Genomic DNA, 20,890 nt, shown 5'->3' with positions numbered 1-20,890 from the left:
GCTTCGGCAGCCGCTTTGCGTGGCGAGGGACTCGCTCAGCTATTTTCAACAGCTATTTTCAACAGCTATTCTCTACAGCTACTCTCTAAAACCAGCCGCTACAGCTGGCTGGGCTGGGTGAAGCGCTGCAGCTGAGCGCAACCCGCCGCCCAGACATCGGCCTCCAGCTCGGCAATGGCCGCCGTGGGGAAACCCAGCCCCTGGCTCGGTGCACCTTCGACCAATAATCCTGCCAACTCGCCCACCAGCGGCATATGGCTGACCAACATGATGGGCCCCTGGGGCTGTTGTGCCATCAGCCACTCGGCCACGTCGCTGGCGGAATCGTCTGGCGTGATGAACGTCAATGTATTCAAGGGAATGCCCAAGGCATCCCGGATATGTTCAGCGGTTTGCTGCGCACGCACATACGGGCTGGCATACAGCACGGGGGTGGCAAGCTCTCCCTCACTGACCCGCGCTGCCAGCCAGCGCGCCATGGCGCCCGCTTCCTGTTCGCCGCGGCGAGTCAGCGCACGCACCGGGTCTGGAAAGCCGGGAGCGGCTTCACCATGCCGCATGATCAGCAGCGGGCTCGAACCGTCCTGATGCCGCGCCTGAATTCCCTGGTCACTCATGAACATCTCCTTTGCTGACCGCCACCCGAGGGGGCGATGTCTGTTCCCGATGCGCCTGCTGTACGGCCTCACGGGGCAAAATGAATTCGACGTCGCTGCTTTGCTCACCCAGCATCAGCGTGCGCGCCATTTCCTGGGCGGGCACGCCATCGAACAGCACCCGCTTCAGCCCTTCCGCTAGCGGCATGTAAACGCCCAACTCCTCAGCCTTGGCGCACACCAGCTTGACGGTATTGACCCCTTCCGCGACCTGCCCCAGCGCTTCTACCGCAGCCTCCAGGGCACGCCCCTCGCCCAGCGCATACCCCACCCGATAGTTACGCGACAGATTCGAGGAGCAGGTCACGATCAAGTCACCGACTCCCGCCAACCCCAGAAACGTCATCGGATTGGCCCCTTGGGCCACGGCAAACCGGCTCATCTCCGCCAGTGCACGGGTCATCAGCATGCTGCGGGTGTTTTCACCCATGCCCAGTGCCGCTGCCATGCCTGCGGCGATGGCATAGATATTCTTGAGTGCCCCGCCCAGCTCGACGCCGTGCCGGTCATTACTGGCGTAAACGCGGAAATAGCGACACCCCAGCACCTGCTGCACCCGAGTACGCGTCAGGGCGTCGGCGCTGGCAATCACGGTCGCGGTCAGCTGTTTATCGGCAATCTCGGAGGCCAGATTAGGGCCCGCAATCACGCCAATATGGGTGAAGCCGGTCTCCTGCTCCAGTACCTGGCTCATCAGCAGGAAGCCCTCCTGTTCGATCCCCTTGGTGGTACTGACGAGAATTTGCTGAGCGGTCAGCCACGGCTTGGCCGCCTGCACCACGCTGCGAAACGCCTTGGAGGGAATGGCGATCAGCACCAGCTCCGCGCCCACCAGGACGGTTTCCAGGTCAGTGGACGCCTCGACGGCAGGGTTGATCGGATAATCGGGCAGGTAGCGGCCATTACGGTGCTCCTGATTGATCTGCGCCACCAGCGCTTCGTCACGCATCCACTGGCGCACCTGGGCACCGTTGTCTGCCGCAATGCTGGCCAAGGCGGTACCAAAACTCCCCCCGCCCAGCACGGCGACCTTAATCTGTTGCTCATCCGCCATGATGACATCCTGATCGTTTAGCATTCATAGTGACACCTACTTTATCACCAACGGCCGCCTTCGCCGTTCAAAACAGGCTGAAAAACAAACGGCCCGCCTGGCAGGCCAGGCGGGCCGCATCCCTCAACGGGTGGGCATCACGCGGTCAGTACGCTGTTCAGCCGCTTCACGTAAGCCGCCGGGTCGTCCAGGTGGCCACCTTCGGCGATGATCGCCTGATCGAGCAGAATATGCGCCAGCTGGGCAAACAGCTCGCCTTCGCTGTCTTCCAGCCTTGCCACCAGCGCATGATCGGGGTTGAGCTCGAGAATGGGCTTCACGTCGGGCAGCTTCTGCCCGGCGGCCTCCATGATGCGCCGCATCTGATAGCCCATCTCATGCTCCGGCAGCACCACACAGGCAGGCGAGTCGGTCAGACGGTGAGTGACCTTCACCGACTGCACGTGCTCGCCCAGCGCCTCCTGAACGCGCTTGACCAGCGCCTCTTTTGCCTTGGCGGTCTCTTCTTGAGCCTGCTTCTCGGCTTCGTCTTCGACATCGCCCAGGTCCAGCTCGCCTTTGGCCACGTCGGCGAAAGACTTGCCGTCGAACTCGGTCAGGTGGCTCATCAGCCACTCATCGATACGATCGGAGAGTAGCAGCACCTCGATGCCTTTCTTGCGGAAGATCTCCAGGTGAGGGCTGTTCTTCGCGGCATTGAAGCTGTCGGCCACCACGTAGTAGATTTTCTTCTGACCTTCTTTCATGCGCTCGACGTACTCGGCCAGGGAGTGCTCCTGGGCAGACGTGTCGGTATGCGTGGAAGCAAAGCGCAGCAAACCGGCGATTTTCTCGCGGTTGGCGAAGTCTTCACCCGGCCCTTCTTTCAGCACGCTGCCAAAGGTGTTCCAGAACGTCTGGTACTGTTCGCTATCCTTGGAAAGCTTCTTGAGCATGTCCAGGGCACGCTTGGTCAAGGCGCCCTTGATCTTGTCGACCTTGGGATCCTGCTGCAGCAGCTCACGAGAGACGTTCAGCGACAGGTCGCGGGTGTCCAGCACGCCCTTGATGAAACGCAGGTAGAGCGGCAGGAACTGTTCGGCGTCATCCATGATGAATACCCGCTGAACGTACAGCTTGACGCCCCGGGAACCGTCACGGTCGAACATGTCGAACGGTGCACGGCCCGGCACGTAGAGCAGGCTGGTGTACTCCAGCTTGCCCTCGACCTTGTTGTGACTCCAGGTCAGCGGATCACTGAAGTCGTGGGCCACATGCTTGTAGAACGCCTTGTACTCGTCGTCTGACACGTCGCTCTTGGGACGTGCCCACAGCGCCGTGGCTTCGTTGACGGTTTCCCAGGTGGTGACTTCACTGCCTTCGATCTCGTTACCCTCGTCGTCACGAGCGGTCTCGGTCTTGGGCATGCGCACCGGCACTTCGATGTGATCGGAGTACTTGCGCACCAGGCTTTGCAGGCGGTAGTCGTCGGCAAACTCCTTGGCATCTTCTTTCAGGTGCAGGGTGATCTCGGTGCCGTGCACCTCGCGCTCGATATCGGCCACGGTGAACTCACCTTCGCCCCGCGAGCGCCACTCGACGCCTTCCGAAGTGGCGGTACCCGCCTTGCGAGTGCGTACGGCGACTTCGTCTGCCACAATGAAGCCAGAGTAGAAACCGACACCGAACTGACCGATCAGCTTGGCATCCTTCTGCTGTTCACCGGAAAGCTGCTTGAGAAACTCGGCGGTGCCTGAACGCGCGATGGTCCCCAGGTTGGCGATGACATCTTCGCGGTTCATGCCGATACCGTTGTCACGCAAGGTGATGGTATTGGCATCACGGTCGTGCTCGATTTCGATGCGCAGCTCGCTGTCACCTTCGTACAGGGCGTCGTTGTCCAGGGCTGCATAGCGCAGCTTGTCGCAGGCATCCGCTGCGTTGGAAATCAGCTCACGCAGGAATATCTCCCGGTTGGAATACAGGGAGTGGATCATCAGGTTCAGAAGTTGCTTGACTTCGGTTTGAAAGCCAAGAGTTTCTTCGTGGGTCGCCGTGGTCATGCGCTTAGCCCTCATCTATTTCGTGTGGCGTGTCGCCTCTGCCAGCCAGGCAGAGGCTTAGAACAGGATGAAGGCAATATGGGGATAAGTGATGGGATTTCAAGCGCTAGCCAACCAGCTGCGCCGATCAGGCAGCCGTCGACGCTGCCTCGTTCTCGGCCTTCCAGGCGCGATATTCGGCCAAGTGGCGATCCACACGGTTCAACAGCCAACCGACGATCAGCACATCGTCGACCAGGCCAATGATGACCAGGAAATCAGGGATGAGATCAAAGGGCATGACCAGATAGGCCAGTGCCATAGCCATGGTGCCGAAGGCGGCCCAAGGCACCGGCCTGAAACTGCCACGCAGTACGTCGCGGGTCATGGGCAGGAAAAGCGTGAGCGCACGGGCTACTCGTTTGATGGCCCAGGCCCGACCTTTCAAGCGACGAAACAACCACCCGCTAGATAATCGTGCCATCGTCAGGGAATCCTCTCAGGGTACAATGGTCAGAACGTCATTTGGCCAAATAGTTCATGATCGCGACGGCCACGCGACGGTGGCCATCACCTACTCGACCGTCATATCCGCCAGTTAAAGAGGGAGTGCCATGCAGGCAACGCCATTTCGTTCTACCCTTCGCACGCTGTGTGCCGCGGCACTGATCGGCCTGCCATCTGCGTCCTGGGCCGCCTCGGACGAGGCCATGCGCGATGCATTGAACGCCGCCCGCCAGCAGCAGTGGCAACAAATCGACCAGAGCGCCATCGACGGGCATATCCTCAGCGGCTATGTGGAGTATCACCGGCTACGCCAGCAGTTGCCCAACGTCTCTGTCAGCCAGGTACTGCAGTTCATTGAGCAGCACGGTGACTCCCCCCTGGGTGAGTGGCTGCGCGGCCAGGCCATTGCCAACTACGGCTATGCGGGCCGTTTCAGCGACCTGCTGGCCGTCGCCGATGGCGAACCCGCCGGTACGGCACGGCAGTGCTACTACTACACGGCGCTCCTCGACCGCGCCCCCGAACAGGCACGCACGGCGGGCCTGGCGCTGTGGCGCGTGGGCAGCTCACAGCCCGACGCCTGCAACGCCCTGTTCAGCCGCCTGCGCGCGGATGGCACCATCGATGCCACCGCCATCTGGGAGCGCAAGATGCTGGCTTGGCAAGCAGGCGAGCAGCGCCTGAGCACTTACCTGGGAGGGTTGCTCAGCGGCCAGTGGCAAACGGCCATCGATACGGCGGAGCGGGCCAACACAAGCCTCAACAGCCTGACCACGGCCCCCACTTGCCTGGGGCCTGAATGCGCCGCCACGGCAGCGTTCTATCAGGCGGCCATGCAGCGCTATACCCGCGAAGACACGCCCCGTGCCTTTGCCGCCTGGCAACAGATCGCCCCGCGCCTGACGCTGGCGCCCAGCGACCAGCAGGTCATCGAGGAGGAGCTGGCCTTCTACGCCCTGGTGCGCGACGTGCCCGGCACGCTGAGCTGGGTAGACAGCGTGCTGCCTTCCTTGCAGAGCGAACGGGTGCTGGAGCTTCGAGTGCGCCGCGCCCTGGCGGAGCGCCAATGGACCGACGTCATCCACTGGATTGCAGAGATGCCCGCCAGCCAGCAGGAGAGCAGCCGCTGGCAGTACTGGCTGGGACGCGCCAACGAACAGCTGGGTAATCAGGAAGCCGCTCAGGCACGCTACCAGCAGGCTGCCCAGGACCGCAGTTTCTATGGTTTTGCCGCCGCTGAGAAAATCGGCCAGCCGTACCGACTCAACCACGAGCGCCACCACTTCGACGAAGCCACCCGCGAGGATATCGCGCGACTGCCCGCCGTACAGCGCACGCAAGCGCTGCTGCGCATTGGTGAAGAGGGCCTGGCCAACAGCGAGTGGCTACATGCCGTTCGCGAAGCGTCGCCTTACCAGGCTCGCGCCCTCGCCGACTACGCTGCCCAGCAGCAGTGGCATGCCCGGCTGGTACAAACCACGATAGCCGGTGAGATGTGGGATGCCCTGGAGTGGCGCTTCCCACCCGCCTACCGGGACAGTTTTCTGCATTGGGGCCGCATGACCGGCGTAGACCCCTTCCTGCTGATGGCGATCACCCGTCGGGAGAGCGCCTACAACCCCGTGGCGCTGTCGCCGGCTGGCGCACGCGGCCTGATGCAGCTGATGCCCGGCACCGCCACGCAGGTCAGTCGCCAACTGGGACTCAGCGACCCCGGGCCTTACGGCGTACTCGACCCCGAACTGAACATTCGCCTGGGCAGCACCTACCTGCGTGACAAGCTCGACCGTTACCGTGGCAACCGCCTTGCCGCGACGGCAGCTTACAATGCCGGCCCTGGTCGCGTAGACCAGTGGCTGGGCAGTAACAGCATGGAGTCGTTCGACCTGTTCGTGGAGAGCATCCCCTTCCGCGAAACCCGCGATTACGTGCAGGCCGTGCTGAGCTATCGGGTCATCTTCGAGAGCCTGGCCAACGGCGGTAGCAGCGAAGGCGTCTCGCTTTTGAACGACAGCGAGCAGAGCGTTCGCTACGACCGCGCGCTGGTTCAACGCTAAGCCTGTCTCCGTTCCCCTCCCGCGCCCGGTCACACCGGGCGCTGCTGCAGCGCCAGCCGCAGCCCGAACATGACCAGCACCGCCCCCGTGGCCGCATTCAGGGTTTGTGCAAAGCGCGCGCTGGCCAGCCATTTGCTGGCGCCCCCGACCATCAATACCACGCTGATCTGCCAGACGTTGGCAATCACGAAGTGGATGCTTGCCAGCCACAGCGACTTCAGCAGGGCGGGGTCGGTGGGCGCGATGAACTGCGGCAGAAAGGCCATGTAAAACACCACGGTCTTGGGGTTCAGCACGTTCGACAACAACCCTTCCTTGATGGGCTGCCAGAGCGGGACAGGCGCAGCGTTCTGCATGACGCCTTTGACGGGCAGCGGCGTTCCTCTACGGGCGGCCATCAAACTGGAAACCCCCAGCCAGATCAGATAGGCCGCCCCGGCCAGCTTGAGCGCATTGAATGCCCAAGCCGATTGCAGAAGAATCAGCGAAATGCCCAGCGCCGACACCGTTGCGTGCACGAAGAGGCCGCAGCAGATGGCCACGCTGGTGGCAATACCGTCGCGCAGGCCACCGCGTGCCGTATTGCGGATCACCAGCAGGGTATCCACCCCAGGGCTGATAGAGAGCAGCGTAATGGCCACCAGAAACGGGATGAACTGCGCGTCGATCAAGGTAAAAGGCATGCGTATCAGGCTCGCAAAAGGCGTTGACGGGAAGGTTTTCGGGGCCACTGGACGACCCGGCTATTTGCTTCTAAAGTGAATTTGGCGGGCAAACACCGTGAATGCCCGTCTAATCATCAAGCACGTTAAGGATATGAATGATGGCAACTGGTACTGTCAAGTGGTTCAACGATACGAAAGGTTACGGCTTCATCTCTCCCGATGACGGTGGTGACGATCTCTTTGCCCACTTCTCCGAAATTCAGGCTGAAGGCTTCAAGACCTTGCAGGATGGCCAAAAGGTCAGCTTCGAAGTGACTCAGGGTAAGAAAGGCCTTCAGGCGTCCAACATTCGCCCGGTATAACCCAGGCCAATGTAGAAGGCCCGCTCCGGCGGGCCTTCTTTTATGCGCTGCCATGAAGCCAGCTTGATCAGAGGTAGTATCAGGGCGACGTGGTATCGTTGCCAGCGCCTGATGTCTCCAGCCGTTCCCGCTCCAGCTCTTCGAACTGCTCTTCCAGGCGGCGCTGGGCTTCTTCAAAACGGCGCTCGGTATCTTCGATCAGGGCATCCACGTCTGTCACTTCCAGACCATCGTCCAGCGGCGCTCCCTCCGTAATGGCGCTGTCCGTTTCCCAGTCGCTCGATGAGGTCTCGCTCTCCATGGGCTCCAGCTCGGGACGCTGCTGCTCCACCTCCTGAAACTGCTCTTCGAGCTGGCGCTGGGCCTCTTCGAAGCGGCGCTCGGTTTCGGCGATCATGTCGTCTACGTCAGAACGCGTGGTTTCCCCCGGCATGGCACTGGCTTCATCCAGAGCGTCGTCGGGATCTGCCCCCAGCGTCTCTTCACCGGCCTGCAGCTCGCTGGCTTCCGGCACGCCGGGTTCTTGCTCATCGCCCTCGCGCATCGCTTCGGCGGCTTCCAACTGCTCCGCGGCCTGACGCGCTTCAATATCGTCCTCGACCTCCTGCGGGTCCGGCACCTCGTCCTCCCCGTCGTCCTGCGCCGCCTCCGTGGTGGCAGCCCCCTCCTCCTCAGTCAGCGTGGCAGGGGTCTCTTCCGGGGAAACGTTGGCTTCTTCCTGGCTGTCGCCACAGGCACTGAGTAACAGCGCCATGCTGGCCAACACAGGCATCCAGAGTCGATTCACCATTGCGTATAGCTCCTTAAAACATCGTATTCAATGACTCAATTATGACAGGCTAGTGGCGTTCATTGGCCGACAACAGCGCACACCCTTCGGGTAGCAGCACCTTAAGCGCCAGCGGCACCACTTCGGCCGTAAAGCGCTCGTAGCGCTTTGCTTCGCCGTCCAGGGTCAGCGGCCAGGGGTCATCGTCCGGCTTGGTAGTCACGGTCAATTGGCTGGCCGTGAAATAGCGCACATAGCGGCCATCCGACGGAAAATGCTGCAGCTCGCCTAACAAGGCAGGCAGTTCCAGCACCGAACGGAAATCCTTGACCAGTAGGACATCCAGACGCCCATCGTCCAACCGGGCCCTGGGTGTCAGCACCTGACCGCCCCCTGATTGACGCCCGTTGCCCAGTGCCAGCAGCAGCAGCGAAGCGGCCTGTTCGCTGTCGGCCCAATGCAGCGTGCCGCGATAACTGCGGTGCCGCCACGCCTTGAGCGCGCCCATCAGTGAGTAGGCACCCCCACCCAGCATGCGCTTGAGGGTCTTGGGGGTCGAAGAGGTAATTTCGGCCCCAAAGCCACCGGTGGTCATGTTGACGTAGTAGCTGACCGACTGCTCGCCGTTGGCTTCCGCCGTCATGCGAATCACGTCGATGGGCGCCGCCGCGAGCGAGATAGCCGCTTGCAGCGCAGGCCCAGGCTCCAGGGGCAGCCCTACCGACGTGGCGAAATCATTGGCACTGCCCAGAGGAACGATGCCCAGCGGGGGGCGGTGATCATGGGGCAGGCGCATCAATCCATTGACCACCTCGTTGACCGTGCCATCACCGCCACAGGCCACCACGTGGGTCGCCCCCAAAGCCTCTGCGTCGGCCGCAAAGTCGGCGGCATCGCCCCCTTCCCAGGTGGCACGTACCGTGATGGCAACGCCTGCCTTGCGCTGGGCGGCTACCGCCTCGCGCAGCTCAGGGTCGCCCGCTGATTTTCCGTTGATGATCAGTAGATAGTGCTTGTTCGGATCTGTCACTGGCGCGTTTCCTTTCCCTGGTTAAACCGCAAGAACGATCTTAAGCCAATGCTTTTTCGACCACCTCGTAGACGTTCGCCGAAAGCGGCTCCTGGCGAATGCGCATCAGCTCCTGGCGCATCAGCTGCTGGCGAGCCTCGTCAAAGCGCTGCCAGCGGGTCAACGGCGTGATCAGCCGTGCAGCAATTTCCGGGTTGAGTCGATTCAACTCGATCACCACATCGGCCAGCAAAGCATAGCCCTGCCCGTCCAGGCGATGGAAGTTCACCCGGTTCTGAGCAAATGCCCCCACCAGCGCACGCACCTTGTTGGGGTTCTTGATCGAGAAGGCCGGGTGCTGCATCAAGTAGCGTACCCGCTCCAGCACATCCGCCTGAGGCCGGGTAACCTGGATGGTAAACCACTGGTCCATGACCAGCGGGTCGTGGGCCCACTTTTCGCCAAACGTTTTCAGCGCAGGCGCCGCCAGGTCGTCACGGTCGCTGTGCGCCAGCAGCGTCAGGGCGTGCCGCACATCGGTCATGTTGTGTCCCGCTGCAAACTGCGCTTCGCACAGCGCCACGGCTTCGTCATCCTCGATCGACATCAGATAGGAGAGCGCCACGTTTTTGAGGCTGCGCTGGGCAATTTGTTCAGCCGAAGGCGCATAGGCCGCATCACTGAGATTATCCTGGTAGACCGCCAGGAACTCCTCGCGCAGGGCCAGCGCCAACGACTGGCGAACGAATTCTCGCGCCGCATGGATGGCATCCACATCGACGATCGGCTGCAGCTCGGCAATGTAGGCCTCGGAGGGCAGCGTCAGCATCTCGGCCAGCACGGCCTTGTCCTGCATGGGGCCAGTCAACAGAGTTCTGAAAGCCTCCACCACGCGGCCGTCCATGACCTTTTCGACCCCGTTGCGATGAGCAGCGATCAGATCGTCCAGCGCCAGCATGGCCAGCCGCTGACCGGCATCCCAACGATTGAAGCCATCGCTGTCGTGGGTCAGCAAGAACGCCAGCTCTTCCCGTGAATAGGGGAAGTGCAGCTTCACCGGGGCCGAGAAATCGCGCAACAGCGAAGGTACTGGCGCTTCAGGAACGTCGGTGAACACAAACGTCTGCTCATCGTCGGTCAAGTGCACCACGGCATCCTTGCCCAACGACTCGCCATTCAGCGTCAGGGTCAGGTCGTGGCCAGACTTGGTACCTACCAACCCCATACGCACGGGGATGTGCAGCGGCTGCTTCACCGGCTGGCCGGGCGTCGCCGGGGTACGCTGGCGCAGCGTCAGGCGGTACACCGCATTGGCATAGTCGTATTCGCCGTTGGCGTCTATCTCGGGGGTGCCCGCCTGGGCGTACCAGCGCATGAACTGCTCCAGATCCAGCCCCGATACCTCGGCCATGCAGCCGACGAAGTCTTCGATGGTCACGGCCTGACCGTCGAAGCGCTCGAAGTAGCGGTCGGCACCGCGACGGAACGCCTCCCAGCCCAGCAGGTTGCGCAGCATCCGTACGATTTCAGCACCCTTTTCGTAAATGGTCAGGGTGTAGAAATTGGTGATTTCGATATAGTGGTCTGGGCGTACGGGGTGAGCCGTGGGGCCTGCATCTTCGGCAAACTGCGCCGTGCGGAAAAACGATACGTCCTGAATACGCTTGACCGGCGCCGAGTTGACGTCCGCCGAGAAGCACTGGTCCCGGAAGACCGTGAAGCCCTCTTTCAGCGACAGCTGAAACCAGTCCCGACAGGTGACCCGGTTGCCCGACCAGTTGTGGAAATATTCGTGGGCCACGATGCCTTCCACGTTCTGGAAAGCCGCATCGGTGGCGGTATCCGGGTGGGTCAACACGGCTGCCGAATTGAAGATGTTCAGCCCCTTGTTCTCCATGGCCCCCATGTTGAAATCGTTCACCGCCACGATCATGAACAGGTCCAGGTCATACTCACGCCCGTAGGTCTGCTCATCCCAGGCCATGGAGCGCTTCAGCGATGCCATGGCGTGATCGGTCTTGTTCAGGTTTTCCTGCTCTACCCAAAGCTGAAGGGTCACGCGACGACCGCTCAGGGTCGTGAAGTGATCCTCGACCTTGTGCAGATTGCCTGCCACCAGGGCAAACAGGTAGCAGGGTTTGGGATGCGGGTCTTCCCAGGTGACGAAGTGACGCCCGCCAGGCAGCTCGCCACGCTCGACGGGGTTGCCGTTGGCCAGCAGCACTGGCTCGCTTTCGGCATCGCCCACCACCGTGACTCTGTAAGTGGCCATGACGTCGGGGCGGTCAGGATAAAAGGTGATACGCCGAAACCCCTCAGCCTCGCACTGGGTACAGTACATGCCGTTGGATTGATAGAGCCCTTCCAGAGCGGTGTTGGTGCTGGGTGAAATCTCGACCTCACTCTCCAGCACGAACGCTTCGGGCACCTCACCAATGGTGAGCTGGGTATCGCTCAACTGGTAATCGCTCTCTGCCAGCGAGCGACCGTCGAGTTCAAGCGAGCGCAGGGTCAAATGCTCGCCATTGAGCACTAGCGGCGCCTGCGGCGCGGCCTGGGCATGGCGCTCAATGGTCAAACGTGCCTTGACACGGGTCGCGGTGGGGTCAAGATCAAACGTCAGCTCGGTATGGGTGACCTGATAGTCGGGCGGCTGGAAGTCGCTTAAATAGACCGGCTGCGGATCAGACATGATTCGTGACTCCTGTGGGCAATAAAGTGAACGCGCCGTGGCAGCCTTCGGCTGCACGACGCGGCTATGCGGTTGTGATCAGTCGCGGAAATTATCGAACTGAAGCGGCAGGTCGGGCCCCTCTTCGCCGCGCAGCAGGGCCATTACGCTTTGCAGGTCGTCGCGCTTCTTGCCCGTCACGCGCACCTTTTCACCCTGAATCTGGGCCTGCACCTTGAGCTTGCTGGCCTTGATACGCTTGACGACGTCCTTGGCTTCGGCCTGGTCGAGCCCCTGCTTGAGCACCACCTCCTGGCGGGCTTTCACCCCGGAAAGCACCGGGTCCTTGACGTCCATGCAGCGCGCATCGATACCCCGTGCGATCAGCCGACTGCGCATCACATCGAGCATCTGCTTGAGCTGGAAGTCGACTTCGGCTTCCAGCTGTACCTTGTCGCCTTCCAGCGCAAAACTGGCATCCACGCCTTTAAAATCAAAGCGCGACTGCACTTCGCGGTTCGCCTGATCCACCGCATTGGCGGCTTCGTGTTGATCGAACTCTGACACAATATCAAAAGATGGCATGACCTGTTTCCTATCGAGACATAGCCTCCTATTCTAGAGCAGCAAGGCACTCAGCGGCCAATTCTGTTACCCGAAGTTTTTACTCAGCGTAAATTCGACAGGGCACGACACCCCATCACGAGGAGATTCGATGAGCGATCGCGAGACGCGCCACAAGGCGGCCATGGAAAAACTCAAGGCCCGTGTGGACGAGAAAGTCGCCAAGGCCACCGAGCAGCGTGGCCTGCTGCTGGTCAATACGGGCAACGGCAAAGGCAAGACCACGGCTGCCTGGGGCACCGTGACCCGGGCGCTGGGCTACGGCTATAAAGTCGGCGTCGTGCAGTTCATCAAGGGGCTATGGGAGTGTGGCGAGCGCAATCGCCTGGAAGAAGACCCGCACTTGAGCGTTGCCATCATGGCCACCGGCTTCACCTGGGATACCCAAAACCGCGAGGCCGACACCGCCGCCTGCCAGGCCGTATGGCAGCAGGCCGAGGCCATGATGAGCGACCCCGACACCTACCTGGTGGTGCTCGATGAAATCACCTACATGCTCAAGTTCGGCTATCTCGACATCGCCACGGTCAAACAGGCCTTGGCCAATCGACCGAGAGAGCAAACCGTCATCATCACGGGGCGCAACGCCCATCGCGAGCTTGTGGCCATGGCCGACACGGTGACGGAAATGCAGGAGGTGCGTCACGCCTTCAATAACGGCCTGCAGGCGCGGCGCGGCATCGACTTTTGAGTGCGCGCCAGGGCTGCAAACAAAACGGGGCGACGTCACCGTCGCCCCGTTTGGCTGGCATCGGCAGGTATTAGCTGTCGAAGGGATTGCGCAGCACAATGGTTTCCACGCGGTCAGGGCCGGTAGAGATGATATCGATGCTGGTGCCTACCTGCTCTTCCAGGTAGCTGATGTAGGCACGGGCGTTGGCGGGAAGATCTTCGACCTTCCTGGCGCCCAGGGTCGACTCTTTCCAACCCGGCAGGTCGTGATAGACCGGCTCGACGGCTTCGTAGCCCTCTGAGTCCACCGGATTGTCGAGCACTTCACCGTCCTTGCTGCGATAGCCGACACAGACGCGAATGTTCTCCAGGCCATCGAGCACGTCCAGCTTGGTCAAGCAGATACCCGAGACCGAGTTGATCTGCACGGCGTGGCGCAGGGCCACGGCGTCGAACCAGCCACAGCGACGCGGACGCCCGGTGGTAGCGCCGAACTCATGGCCGCGCTCGGCCAGGTGGCGGCCGTGGTCGTCGAACAGCTCGGTGGGGAACGGGCCAGAGCCTACACGCGTGGTGTACGCCTTGGTGATACCCAGCACGTAATCCAGGTACAGCGGACCCACGCCAGAACCGGTGGCGGTACCACCGGCCGTGGTGTTGGAGCTGGTCACGTAGGGGTAGGTACCGTGGTCGATATCCAGCAGCGAGCCTTGAGCACCTTCGAACAGAATGTTCTCACCGGCCTTGCGCAGGTCGTGGACCATGCTGACGGTATCGCTGACCATGGGGCGCAGCTCTTCGGCCATCTGCATGGCGCTGTCGAGCACTTCCTGGAAATCCACCGCCGGTTCGCCGTGGTAATTCACTAGGACGAAGTTGTGGTAATCGAGGACTTCGCCCAGCTTGGAGGCAAAACGCTCGCGATGCAGCATATCGCCCAGGCGCAGGCCACGACGGGCGACCTTGTCTTCATAAGCCGGGCCGATGCCACGACCGGTAGTGCCGATCTTGGCCACGCCGCGGGCCTTTTCACGCGCCTGATCCAGGCGCACGTGGTACGGCAGGATCAGCGGGCAGGCTGGCGACAGGCGCAGACGCTCACGCACCGGCACGCCCTTGGCTTCCAGCTCACGAATCTCCTTGATCAAGGCTTCCGGAGAGAGCACGACGCCATTGCCGATGACGCAGGTCTTGCCCGGACGCAGCACGCCGGACGGAATCAGGTGAAGAACGGTTTTCTCACCATCAATGACCAGCGTATGGCCAGCATTGTGGCCACCTTGAAAGCGAACCACGGCAGAAGCGGATTCGGTCAACAGATCGACGATCTTGCCTTTGCCTTCATCGCCCCACTGAGTCCCCAGGACTACGACATTCTTACCCATTATGCACTCGTCTCTTGTGTCAGGGCCGCTGTCTGCCAACGGCCGTCGATAAACTCAAGACGGCGGTCACAGTTGTGCTCCGCCGGCCCAGTACGCTGCCCAGGCAGCGCTTGAATAACGCGTTCACCCTGCTCGCGCAGTGCCACGATGGCAGCATTGAGCGACTCATCCTCCTGGGCTGGCGCCCACACCGCTTTGCGGTCAGGAGACGCTGGCGCCAGGGAGGCCAGCTGTTTCAGATCCATCGAAAAGCCCGTCGCCGGGCGGGCACGTCCAAAGGCACGCCCGGTATCATCATAGCGCCCTCCCTTGGCCAATGCGTAACCATAACCGGGAACATAGGCCGCAAACATCATGCCGGTGTGGTACTGATAGCCACGCAGCTCGGCCAGGTCGAAGTACAGGGCCACATCGAAACGCGCCAACACCCCTTTGTACAACGCTTCCAGCTGATCCAGCGCGGCATTGACCGGCGCCGGTGCGCCCGCAAACCGCTCACGCGCTTCGCTCAGCACGTCGGCATTGCCGTGCAGTTCGCCAAGCGCCACCAGCATATCCGCCAATACCGGATCCTTGACGCTGGCCGCCACTTGCTCGGCCAACTGCCCAGGCGATTTGAGCGCCAGCGCCTCGAACAGCGCCCGCTCCTGCTCTTCGCTGAGCGCAGCGGCTTCGACCAGGCTGCGATAAATACCGATATGCCCCAGCGCCAGGTGGATCTCACTGGCACCGGCGGCATGCAGGCTGGCAAGCGCCAAGTGAATGATTTCGCTGTCGGCTTCAAGCCCCGCATGGCCAAACAGCTCGACACCCACCTGCACGGGGCTGCGCCCCCCCTGGTGCTGGTCGGCCTTGGCACGCAGCACGTTGGTGCAATAGCACAGGCGTACCGGCCCCTGACGCTTCAGCGAGTGCGCATCCATTCGCGCTACCTGGGGCGTGACGTCTGCCGAGGCGCCCATCATGCGACCCGTCAGCTGGTCGGTCAGCTTGAAGGTTTGGAGGTCGAGGTCGGTACCGGTACCGGTCAGCAGCGAGTCGAGAAATTCTACCGGTGGCGGCATTACCTGGTCATAGCCCCAGGCGTGATAAAGATCGAGCAGCGCACGGCGCAGCTCTTCCATGCGGCTTGCCTGAGGCGGCAGCACCTCATCCATGCCGTCGGGCAGTAGCCAGCGGTCAGCGATGGTCATGTGAACAATCCTGCAAGACGATGAAGGCCCGGCCGACGGCACCAGGTGGGCATCTTGACCTGCCCGGCCTGATAACGCACGTAACATGGGGCCACAAAAAAACCGGGCGACGCCCGGTTGATAAAGTCTACCACGTTTGGAGCCCAGTTGAACCCCGCCGGGCGCATCGCCCAGCGGGAAACCAGCATCCTTCGCTTACTCGTCGCTGGCCGGCATGGCGCTGCGCAGGTAGCGGAAGAAGTCGCTGTCTGGCTCCAGTACCAGCAGGTTGCCGTCGCCGGAGAAGCTCTGGCGGTAGGCGTTCAGGCTACGCCAGAAGGCGAAGAATTCCTGATCCTGGCTGTAAGCCTGGGAGAAGATCGCGGCGGCTTCGGCATCCCCTTCACCACGCAGGGTCTCGGAACGCTCGTTGGCTTGCGCCAACAGAACCTGACGGCGGCGGTCGGCGTTGGCGCGAATACGCTCGGCCTCTTCCTGACCCTGGGCACGCCACTCGCGCGCTTCACGCTCACGCTCGGAGCGCATCCGCTCGAAGACGGCAGCGGATACGTCTTCCGGCAGGTCGATCCGCTTGATACGAATATCACGAATCGCCACGCCCAGTTCTTCACGCATCAGCTCGTCGAGTTCGCCGGTGGGCCCGGTCATCAGGTCATCACGGCGCTCGGCGATGATTTCCTGAAGATTGAGGCGACCAAACTCGTTACGCAGGCTTTCGTCGACTCGGGGCTGAATCAGGCGTACCGCCATCATCTCGTCACCCGCAGTGGCCTCGTAGTAACGGGTGGGGTTGACCACCTGCCACTTGACGTAGGAGTCGACGATGACCGCTTTCTGCTCGAGGGTCAGATAACGGCTGGTATCGGTATCGAGGGTCAGCAGACGCACGTCGAACTTGCGCACGGTCTGGGCAATCGGAATCTTGACGTGAAGCCCAGGCTGAATGTTCTCTTCGATGACTTCACCAAAGCGCAGCTTGACGGCACGCTCGGTCTCATCCACCACGTACAGGCTGTTGCTGGCCAGCCAGGCAACTGCGGCCAGGCCACCCACGATCAGCAGGGAACGGTTATTAATCATTTAGCGACCCTCCCTGCGAATGGACGAACTACTGGATGATGACGAAGCGCCACCCTGACTGGTACGCAGCGAATCGAGCACGCGCGGGTCGATGGCGTCACTGCTGTTACTGCTGCTGTCGCTGCTGCTGGAGCTGCTCGAACCGCTGCTGCTTCCACTGCGCATCTGATCCAGCGGCAGGTACATCAAGGGCGCATTGTCGCTGATATCCAGCAGCACCTTGGGCGTGTTCCCAAAGACTTCTTCGATGGCATCCAGGTACATACGCTCGCGCATCACTTCCGGTGAGTTCTGGTATTCGGTCAACAGCGCATTGAAGCGGTTGGCCTGACCCTGTGCTTCGGCAACGACCGATTCACGGTAACCCTGCCCCTGCTCTACCACGCGCTGAGCCTGACCTTGTGCAGCCGGGATGATCGCGTTGGCATAAGCCATACCTTCGTTGATGGTCCGCTGGCGATCTTCGCGGGCACGGATAACGTCATCGAAAGCATCGATCACTGGCGCGGGCGCCGAGGTGGACTCGATGTTGATGGTCTGCAGACGAATACCGGCACCATAGGCATCCAGATAGGTCTGCAGGCGGCTGGCCACCGAGCTACCGAGAATTTCACGACCCGAGGTCAGGATGTCGATCATGTCGGTGCCGCCCACCACGTGACGCAGAGCCGAGTCCAGCGCATTCTCGATGGAGAGTGCCGGATCGCGCACATTCAGTACGAAATCACGCGGATTGGCCACCTGATACTGGGCAGAGATTTCGACTTCGACGATGTTTTCATCGCGAGTCAGCATCGACTGGGTCTGTGCAACGGAGCGAACACGGGTGACGTTCACCATACGCACATCGTCGATCAGCGGCGGATTCCACTGCAGACCGGGACTAACGATGCCCTGGAACTCACCAAAACGCAGCACGACGCCACGCTCGGACTGATCGACCAGATAGAAACCGGACGCACCCCAAATGGCCAGCGCCACGATCAGCAGCAAGCCGGGCAGTGCGAACGAGTTGCGCGGCTTGCCGCCGCCCTTGTTGCCGCCGCTACCGCCACCGCTCTTCTTGCCGCCGCCCAGCATGCCGTTCAGCTTGTCTTGAAACTTCTTGAGCGCTTCATCAAGGTCGGGAGGCCCCTGGTTGTTACCACCGTTCCCACCATTGCCTCCGCCGTTGTTGCCGCCGTTATTACCACCACGGTCACCGCCGTTATTGTTGCCACGACGCCCCCCGCTGCTCCAGGGGTCGTGCTGGTTGCCACCACCGGGCTCATTCCAGGCCATACTTCGTCTCCACTAAGGTGTTCACCTGCACCGTACCTTGCGCTCTGGCAGGGCCGAGTGCTTTTGATATTATTGCTATATCAATCTTGTACCACACTTCCACAACACTGCACCATGGGCAGCAAGGGAGTCGGCACTTGAAGGGCTACCATTCGTCAGATTCGCGTAATGCTTCTGGTAAATAGGTATTGGCACGCTCACCCAGTTGAGCCATCAACTGGTTAAAGTCGCGCCTGGGCAAGCGCACATCCAACACGGAGCGCCCTTGCTCATCAAAACCCTCTTCGCGTACGGCGTTAAGCTCATGCAAGCCAGCGCGTAACTTACCCTGCTCTGGTGACAGTGTAAGCGAAAAACCGATCACGTCATTGGCCAGACGCTCTGACAGCGCTTCGTGCAGCAGTTCCAGACCCTGCCCCTGCTGAGCAGATAGCCATACCACGCTCGGCACGCCATGACCGTCGTACTCGATGCGCGGTGCGCTATCCAGCTTGTCGATCTTGTTCATGACCTTGAGCACCGGCACGCTGTCGGCACCAATTTCCTTGAGCACCTCGTCCACCTGCGCCACGTTCAATTCGCGGTCCGGGTCGGCAGCGTCGATGACGTGGACCAGCAACGTGGCTTCGGAAGCCTCTTGCAGGGTCGCCTGGAACGCCTCCACCAGCTTGTGCGGCAGGTGACGGATGAAGCCTACTGTATCGGCCAGCACAACGGGGCCGACATCTTCTATTTCCAACCGTCTGAGCGTCGGATCCAGCGTCGCGAACAGCTGATCGGCGGCATAGACTTCAGCACTGGTCAGCGCGTTGAATAGCGTCGACTTGCCAGCGTTGGTATACCCCACCAGCGACACGCTGTGGATCTCGGCTCTGGCCCGAGCGCGGCGATTCTGCTCGCGCTGGCTGCGCACCTTGTCCAGACGCTTGTGGATAGACTTGATGCGGGCACGCAGCAATCGCCGATCGGTCTCCAGCTGCGTTTCGCCGGGACCGCGCAGGCCAATGCCGCCTTTTTGCCGCTCAAGGTGGGTCCACCCACGTATCAGACGGGTAGACATGTATTCGAGCTGGGCAAGCTCGACTTGCAGCTTGCCCTCATGAGTTCGCGCCCGCTGCGCAAAAATATCGAGAATCAGACCGGTGCGATCCAAGACACGACACTTGAGTTCCTTCTCAAGGTTACGCTGCTGGGAAGGGCTTAAACTGTGGTTGAAGATCACCAGTTCCGCTTCATGGGCTGCGAGCATCGCCCGCAGCTCCTCCAGCTTCCCGCTCCCGATGAACGTTCGGGAATCGGGTCGCTGGCGGCTAGCTGTGAGCAACGTCGCGGGCTCTGCACCGGCAGAGCGCACAAGCTCCAAGAACTCACCCGGGTCTTCTCGTGCCTGCTCATCATAGAAATCTACGTGAACAAGGACTGCCGTTTCACCGGCTTCAGGGCGTTCAAAAAACAATCAATACCTCGTGGACTCTCTTGCCATCCAGCCGTCTCAGATGTCAGCGTCAGCCGCTGAGGGATCCTGTGCTGGCAGGCGCACATTGCGCGAGGGCACGACGGTGGAAATGGCGTGTTTATAAACCATCTGACTGACGGTATTGCGCAACAAGATGACAAACTGGTCAAACGATTCAATCTGGCCCTGCAGCTTAATGCCGTTTACCAGGAAAATAGAGACCGGAATGCGCTCCTTGCGCAAAATATTCAGGTACGGGTCTTGAAGGGACTGCCCTTTGGACATGTTGCTCTCCCTAAACTGTCGTTGGGGTTGGTTATCAAATGGCGCGCCCTACTGGTGCTGCGCCGCAATCTTGTTGCCCGAAAGGCCTAGAGTCGATTCGAGCGCCAAAGGCCACTCTAAAACACTCACTCTAAAACACTTGTCACGAAATCACTATCTTACGCTAAGCACCGCTTTCACGCACGAATTTCAGCAGCTTATCCAGCGTATCCGGCTGCTGCGTATCTATCCAGCGCAGCGCTGACCAGCTACGCAGCCACGTCAGCTGCCGCTTGGCCAGTTGACGCGTAGCGATCACTCCCCGGGACACCAGCTCGTCCCGGTCATACTCACCATCCAGATATTCCCATACTTGACGGTAGCCAACACTTTTCATCGAGGGCAAGCCCGCATGAATATCTTTACGCTTTTTGAGGGCGGCGACCTCATCAATCAAGCCCTCATCCAGCATGGCGTCAAATCGCTGGGCAATACGCCGGTGCAATACCGAGCGATCGAGCGGTGACAAGGCTATCGACAGCACCCGCCAGGGAAAGGTTTCCGCTTCCTGCTCAGCCCACAGTTCACTCATCGGCCTGCCACTGGCATGGAACACTTCCAGAGCACGCATCAGCCGCTGTGGGTCGTTGGGGTGAATGCGCGCCGCCGAGACCGGATCCACGCTGGCCAGTTCGCGATGCAGTGCTGCCAGCCCTTGCTCTGCCTGCATGGCCGCCAGCCGCTCACGAATGAGCGGGTCTGCGGCGGGCAGATTGGCTACCCCTTCCACCAGGCGTTTGAAGTAGAGCATGGTACCGCCCACCAACAGGGGGACTTTGCCTGCCGCGCTGATTTGCCGCATCTCACGCAGCGCATCTTCACGAAAATCAGCGGCGGAATAGGGGTCTGCCGGGTCCCGCAGGTCGATCAGCCGATGGGGGGCGCGGGCCAGCTCCGCAGCACTCGGTTTGGCGCTGCCGATATCCATGCCACGGTACACCATGGCCGAATCGACGCTGATCAGTTCGTGCCCCAGGGTTTCGTGCAGCGCAATGGCCGCATCGGTCTTGCCTGCCGCGGTAGGTCCCATCAAGAAAATCGCCAAAGGGCGCTGGTCAACCATCGGTCTGCCCTGCTTCACGGAATAGGTTCATAGGGGGTGTC

General features: G+C 61.1%; 19 protein-coding genes. 3 read left to right on the top strand and 16 right to left on the bottom strand.

The window, feature by feature from the left end:
• Positions 1-98 precede the first annotated feature (98 nt).
• The 4 genes from sixA to CWI66_RS01725 all read right to left on the bottom strand — a co-directional run bounded on the left by sixA (position 99) and on the right by CWI66_RS01725 (position 4,215).
• The gene (sixA, locus tag CWI66_RS01740) at positions 99-617 is read right to left on the bottom strand and encodes a phosphohistidine phosphatase SixA (RefSeq protein ID WP_100730772.1); all 519 of its coding nucleotides are present in this window, start codon (positions 615-617) and stop codon (positions 99-101) included.
• Positions 610-1,734, bottom strand: a complete 1,125-nt coding sequence (locus CWI66_RS01735; protein ID WP_446718673.1) for an NAD(P)H-dependent glycerol-3-phosphate dehydrogenase — start codon at positions 1,732-1,734, stop codon at positions 610-612. Before CWI66_RS01735 ends, sixA begins: the two co-directional genes overlap by 8 nt.
• Positions 1,735-1,847: 113 nt before the next feature.
• Positions 1,848-3,752: a molecular chaperone HtpG gene (gene htpG / locus CWI66_RS01730; protein WP_100730771.1), complete on the bottom strand. Its 1,905-nt coding sequence runs from the start codon at positions 3,750-3,752 to the stop codon at positions 1,848-1,850.
• Positions 3,753-3,879: 127 nt separating this feature from the next.
• Positions 3,880-4,215 (bottom strand): YkvA family protein, encoded by a 336-nt coding sequence (locus tag CWI66_RS01725; RefSeq protein ID WP_100730770.1) that lies wholly within the window; start codon positions 4,213-4,215, stop codon positions 3,880-3,882.
• Positions 4,216-4,345: 130 nt separating this feature from the next.
• On the opposite strand from CWI66_RS01725, the gene CWI66_RS01720 reads away from it, so the two are divergent.
• Positions 4,346-6,295 (top strand): transglycosylase SLT domain-containing protein, encoded by a 1,950-nt coding sequence (locus CWI66_RS01720; protein WP_100730769.1) that lies wholly within the window; start codon positions 4,346-4,348, stop codon positions 6,293-6,295.
• Positions 6,296-6,324: 29 nt separating this feature from the next.
• On the opposite strand, the gene CWI66_RS01715 is transcribed toward CWI66_RS01720, so the two are convergent.
• Positions 6,325-6,978 carry a LysE family translocator gene (locus CWI66_RS01715; RefSeq protein ID WP_100730768.1) on the bottom strand — a complete coding sequence of 218 codons (654 nt, stop codon included), beginning with the start codon at positions 6,976-6,978 and terminating at the stop codon, positions 6,325-6,327.
• A gap of 140 nt (positions 6,979-7,118) precedes the next feature.
• Here CWI66_RS01715 and CWI66_RS01710 point away from each other — a divergent pair, with 140 nt between their 5' ends.
• Positions 7,119-7,322, top strand: coding sequence for a cold-shock protein (locus CWI66_RS01710; RefSeq protein ID WP_016913457.1), 204 nt, complete (start codon positions 7,119-7,121; stop codon positions 7,320-7,322).
• A gap of 79 nt (positions 7,323-7,401) precedes the next feature.
• On the opposite strand, the gene CWI66_RS01705 is transcribed toward CWI66_RS01710, so the two are convergent.
• The 4 genes from CWI66_RS01705 to CWI66_RS01690 form a co-directional block, all read right to left on the bottom strand.
• Positions 7,402-8,112: a hypothetical protein gene (locus CWI66_RS01705; protein WP_100730767.1), complete on the bottom strand. Its 711-nt coding sequence runs from the start codon at positions 8,110-8,112 to the stop codon at positions 7,402-7,404.
• Between the two features lie 49 nt (positions 8,113-8,161).
• Positions 8,162-9,121 carry a lipid kinase YegS gene (yegS, locus tag CWI66_RS01700; protein ID WP_100730766.1) on the bottom strand — a complete coding sequence of 320 codons (960 nt, stop codon included), beginning with the start codon at positions 9,119-9,121 and terminating at the stop codon, positions 8,162-8,164.
• 40 nt (positions 9,122-9,161) lie between these two features.
• Positions 9,162-11,792, bottom strand: a complete 2,631-nt coding sequence (pepN, locus tag CWI66_RS01695) for an aminopeptidase N (protein ID WP_100730765.1) — start codon at positions 11,790-11,792, stop codon at positions 9,162-9,164.
• Between the two features lie 78 nt (positions 11,793-11,870).
• Positions 11,871-12,356, bottom strand: coding sequence for a YajQ family cyclic di-GMP-binding protein (locus CWI66_RS01690; protein WP_039177529.1), 486 nt, complete (start codon positions 12,354-12,356; stop codon positions 11,871-11,873).
• 130 nt (positions 12,357-12,486) lie between these two features.
• Between CWI66_RS01690 and cobO the strand changes: the two genes are divergently transcribed.
• Complete coding sequence (gene cobO / locus CWI66_RS01685; protein WP_100730764.1) at positions 12,487-13,086, top strand: cob(I)yrinic acid a,c-diamide adenosyltransferase; 600 nt, start codon at positions 12,487-12,489, stop codon at positions 13,084-13,086.
• Positions 13,087-13,156: 70 nt separating this feature from the next.
• Here the strand turns inward: cobO and CWI66_RS01680 are convergent, their stop codons facing one another.
• The 7 genes from CWI66_RS01680 to miaA all read right to left on the bottom strand — a co-directional run bounded on the left by CWI66_RS01680 (position 13,157) and on the right by miaA (position 20,849).
• A complete protein-coding gene (locus CWI66_RS01680) occupies positions 13,157-14,452 on the bottom strand; it encodes an adenylosuccinate synthase (protein ID WP_081194201.1) in 1,296 nt (431 codons plus the stop codon).
• A complete protein-coding gene (locus CWI66_RS01675; protein WP_100730763.1) occupies positions 14,452-15,645 on the bottom strand; it encodes an ATP phosphoribosyltransferase regulatory subunit in 1,194 nt (397 codons plus the stop codon). The genes CWI66_RS01680 and CWI66_RS01675 overlap by 1 nt, the downstream gene beginning before the upstream one ends.
• Positions 15,646-15,840: 195 nt before the next feature.
• Positions 15,841-16,725: a protease modulator HflC gene (hflC, locus tag CWI66_RS01670; RefSeq protein WP_016913449.1), complete on the bottom strand. Its 885-nt coding sequence runs from the start codon at positions 16,723-16,725 to the stop codon at positions 15,841-15,843.
• Entirely contained in the window at positions 16,726-18,006 is a 1,281-nt protein-coding gene (hflK, locus tag CWI66_RS01665) for an FtsH protease activity modulator HflK (RefSeq protein ID WP_100730762.1), read from the bottom strand.
• Positions 18,007-18,151: 145 nt separating this feature from the next.
• Positions 18,152-19,462, bottom strand: coding sequence for a ribosome rescue GTPase HflX (gene hflX, locus CWI66_RS01660; protein ID WP_100730761.1), 1,311 nt, complete (start codon positions 19,460-19,462; stop codon positions 18,152-18,154).
• A gap of 36 nt (positions 19,463-19,498) precedes the next feature.
• Positions 19,499-19,747, bottom strand: a complete 249-nt coding sequence (gene hfq / locus CWI66_RS01655) for an RNA chaperone Hfq (RefSeq protein ID WP_016913446.1) — start codon at positions 19,745-19,747, stop codon at positions 19,499-19,501.
• Between the two features lie 163 nt (positions 19,748-19,910).
• Positions 19,911-20,849, bottom strand: a complete 939-nt coding sequence (miaA, locus tag CWI66_RS01650; RefSeq protein ID WP_100730760.1) for a tRNA (adenosine(37)-N6)-dimethylallyltransferase MiaA — start codon at positions 20,847-20,849, stop codon at positions 19,911-19,913.
• Between the last annotated feature and the right edge of the window lie 41 nt (positions 20,850-20,890).

Source organism: Halomonas sp. 141 (assembly GCF_002810305.1).
GTDB lineage: Bacteria > Pseudomonadota > Gammaproteobacteria > Pseudomonadales > Halomonadaceae > Vreelandella > Vreelandella stevensii.
This window is presented reverse-complemented; position numbering and strand designations above follow the sequence as displayed.

What these genes read in the sequence shown, in the direction of transcription:
- sixA (WP_100730772.1), bottom strand. Translation starts at nt 617, where the DNA reads ATGAGTGACCAGGGAATTCAGGCGCGGCATCAGGACGGTTCGAGCCCG.
- CWI66_RS01735 (WP_446718673.1), bottom strand. Translation starts at nt 1,734, where the DNA reads ATGCTAAACGATCAGGATGTCATCATGGCGGATGAGCAACAGATTAAG.
- htpG (WP_100730771.1), bottom strand. Translation starts at nt 3,752, where the DNA reads ATGACCACGGCGACCCACGAAGAAACTCTTGGCTTTCAAACCGAAGTC.
- CWI66_RS01725 (WP_100730770.1), bottom strand. Translation starts at nt 4,215, where the DNA reads ATGGCACGATTATCTAGCGGGTGGTTGTTTCGTCGCTTGAAAGGTCGG.
- CWI66_RS01720 (WP_100730769.1), top strand. Translation starts at nt 4,346, where the DNA reads ATGCAGGCAACGCCATTTCGTTCTACCCTTCGCACGCTGTGTGCCGCG.
- CWI66_RS01715 (WP_100730768.1), bottom strand. Translation starts at nt 6,978, where the DNA reads ATGCCTTTTACCTTGATCGACGCGCAGTTCATCCCGTTTCTGGTGGCC.
- CWI66_RS01710 (WP_016913457.1), top strand. Translation starts at nt 7,119, where the DNA reads ATGGCAACTGGTACTGTCAAGTGGTTCAACGATACGAAAGGTTACGGC.
- CWI66_RS01705 (WP_100730767.1), bottom strand. Translation starts at nt 8,112, where the DNA reads ATGGTGAATCGACTCTGGATGCCTGTGTTGGCCAGCATGGCGCTGTTA.
- pepN (WP_100730765.1), bottom strand. Translation starts at nt 11,792, where the DNA reads ATGTCTGATCCGCAGCCGGTCTATTTAAGCGACTTCCAGCCGCCCGAC.
- CWI66_RS01690 (WP_039177529.1), bottom strand. Translation starts at nt 12,356, where the DNA reads ATGCCATCTTTTGATATTGTGTCAGAGTTCGATCAACACGAAGCCGCC.
- cobO (WP_100730764.1), top strand. Translation starts at nt 12,487, where the DNA reads ATGAGCGATCGCGAGACGCGCCACAAGGCGGCCATGGAAAAACTCAAG.
- CWI66_RS01680 (WP_081194201.1), bottom strand. Translation starts at nt 14,452, where the DNA reads ATGGGTAAGAATGTCGTAGTCCTGGGGACTCAGTGGGGCGATGAAGGC.
- CWI66_RS01675 (WP_100730763.1), bottom strand. Translation starts at nt 15,645, where the DNA reads ATGACCATCGCTGACCGCTGGCTACTGCCCGACGGCATGGATGAGGTG.
- hflC (WP_016913449.1), bottom strand. Translation starts at nt 16,725, where the DNA reads ATGATTAATAACCGTTCCCTGCTGATCGTGGGTGGCCTGGCCGCAGTT.
- hflK (WP_100730762.1), bottom strand. Translation starts at nt 18,006, where the DNA reads ATGGCCTGGAATGAGCCCGGTGGTGGCAACCAGCACGACCCCTGGAGC.
- hfq (WP_016913446.1), bottom strand. Translation starts at nt 19,747, where the DNA reads ATGTCCAAAGGGCAGTCCCTTCAAGACCCGTACCTGAATATTTTGCGC.
- miaA (WP_100730760.1), bottom strand. Translation starts at nt 20,849, where the DNA reads ATGGTTGACCAGCGCCCTTTGGCGATTTTCTTGATGGGACCTACCGCG.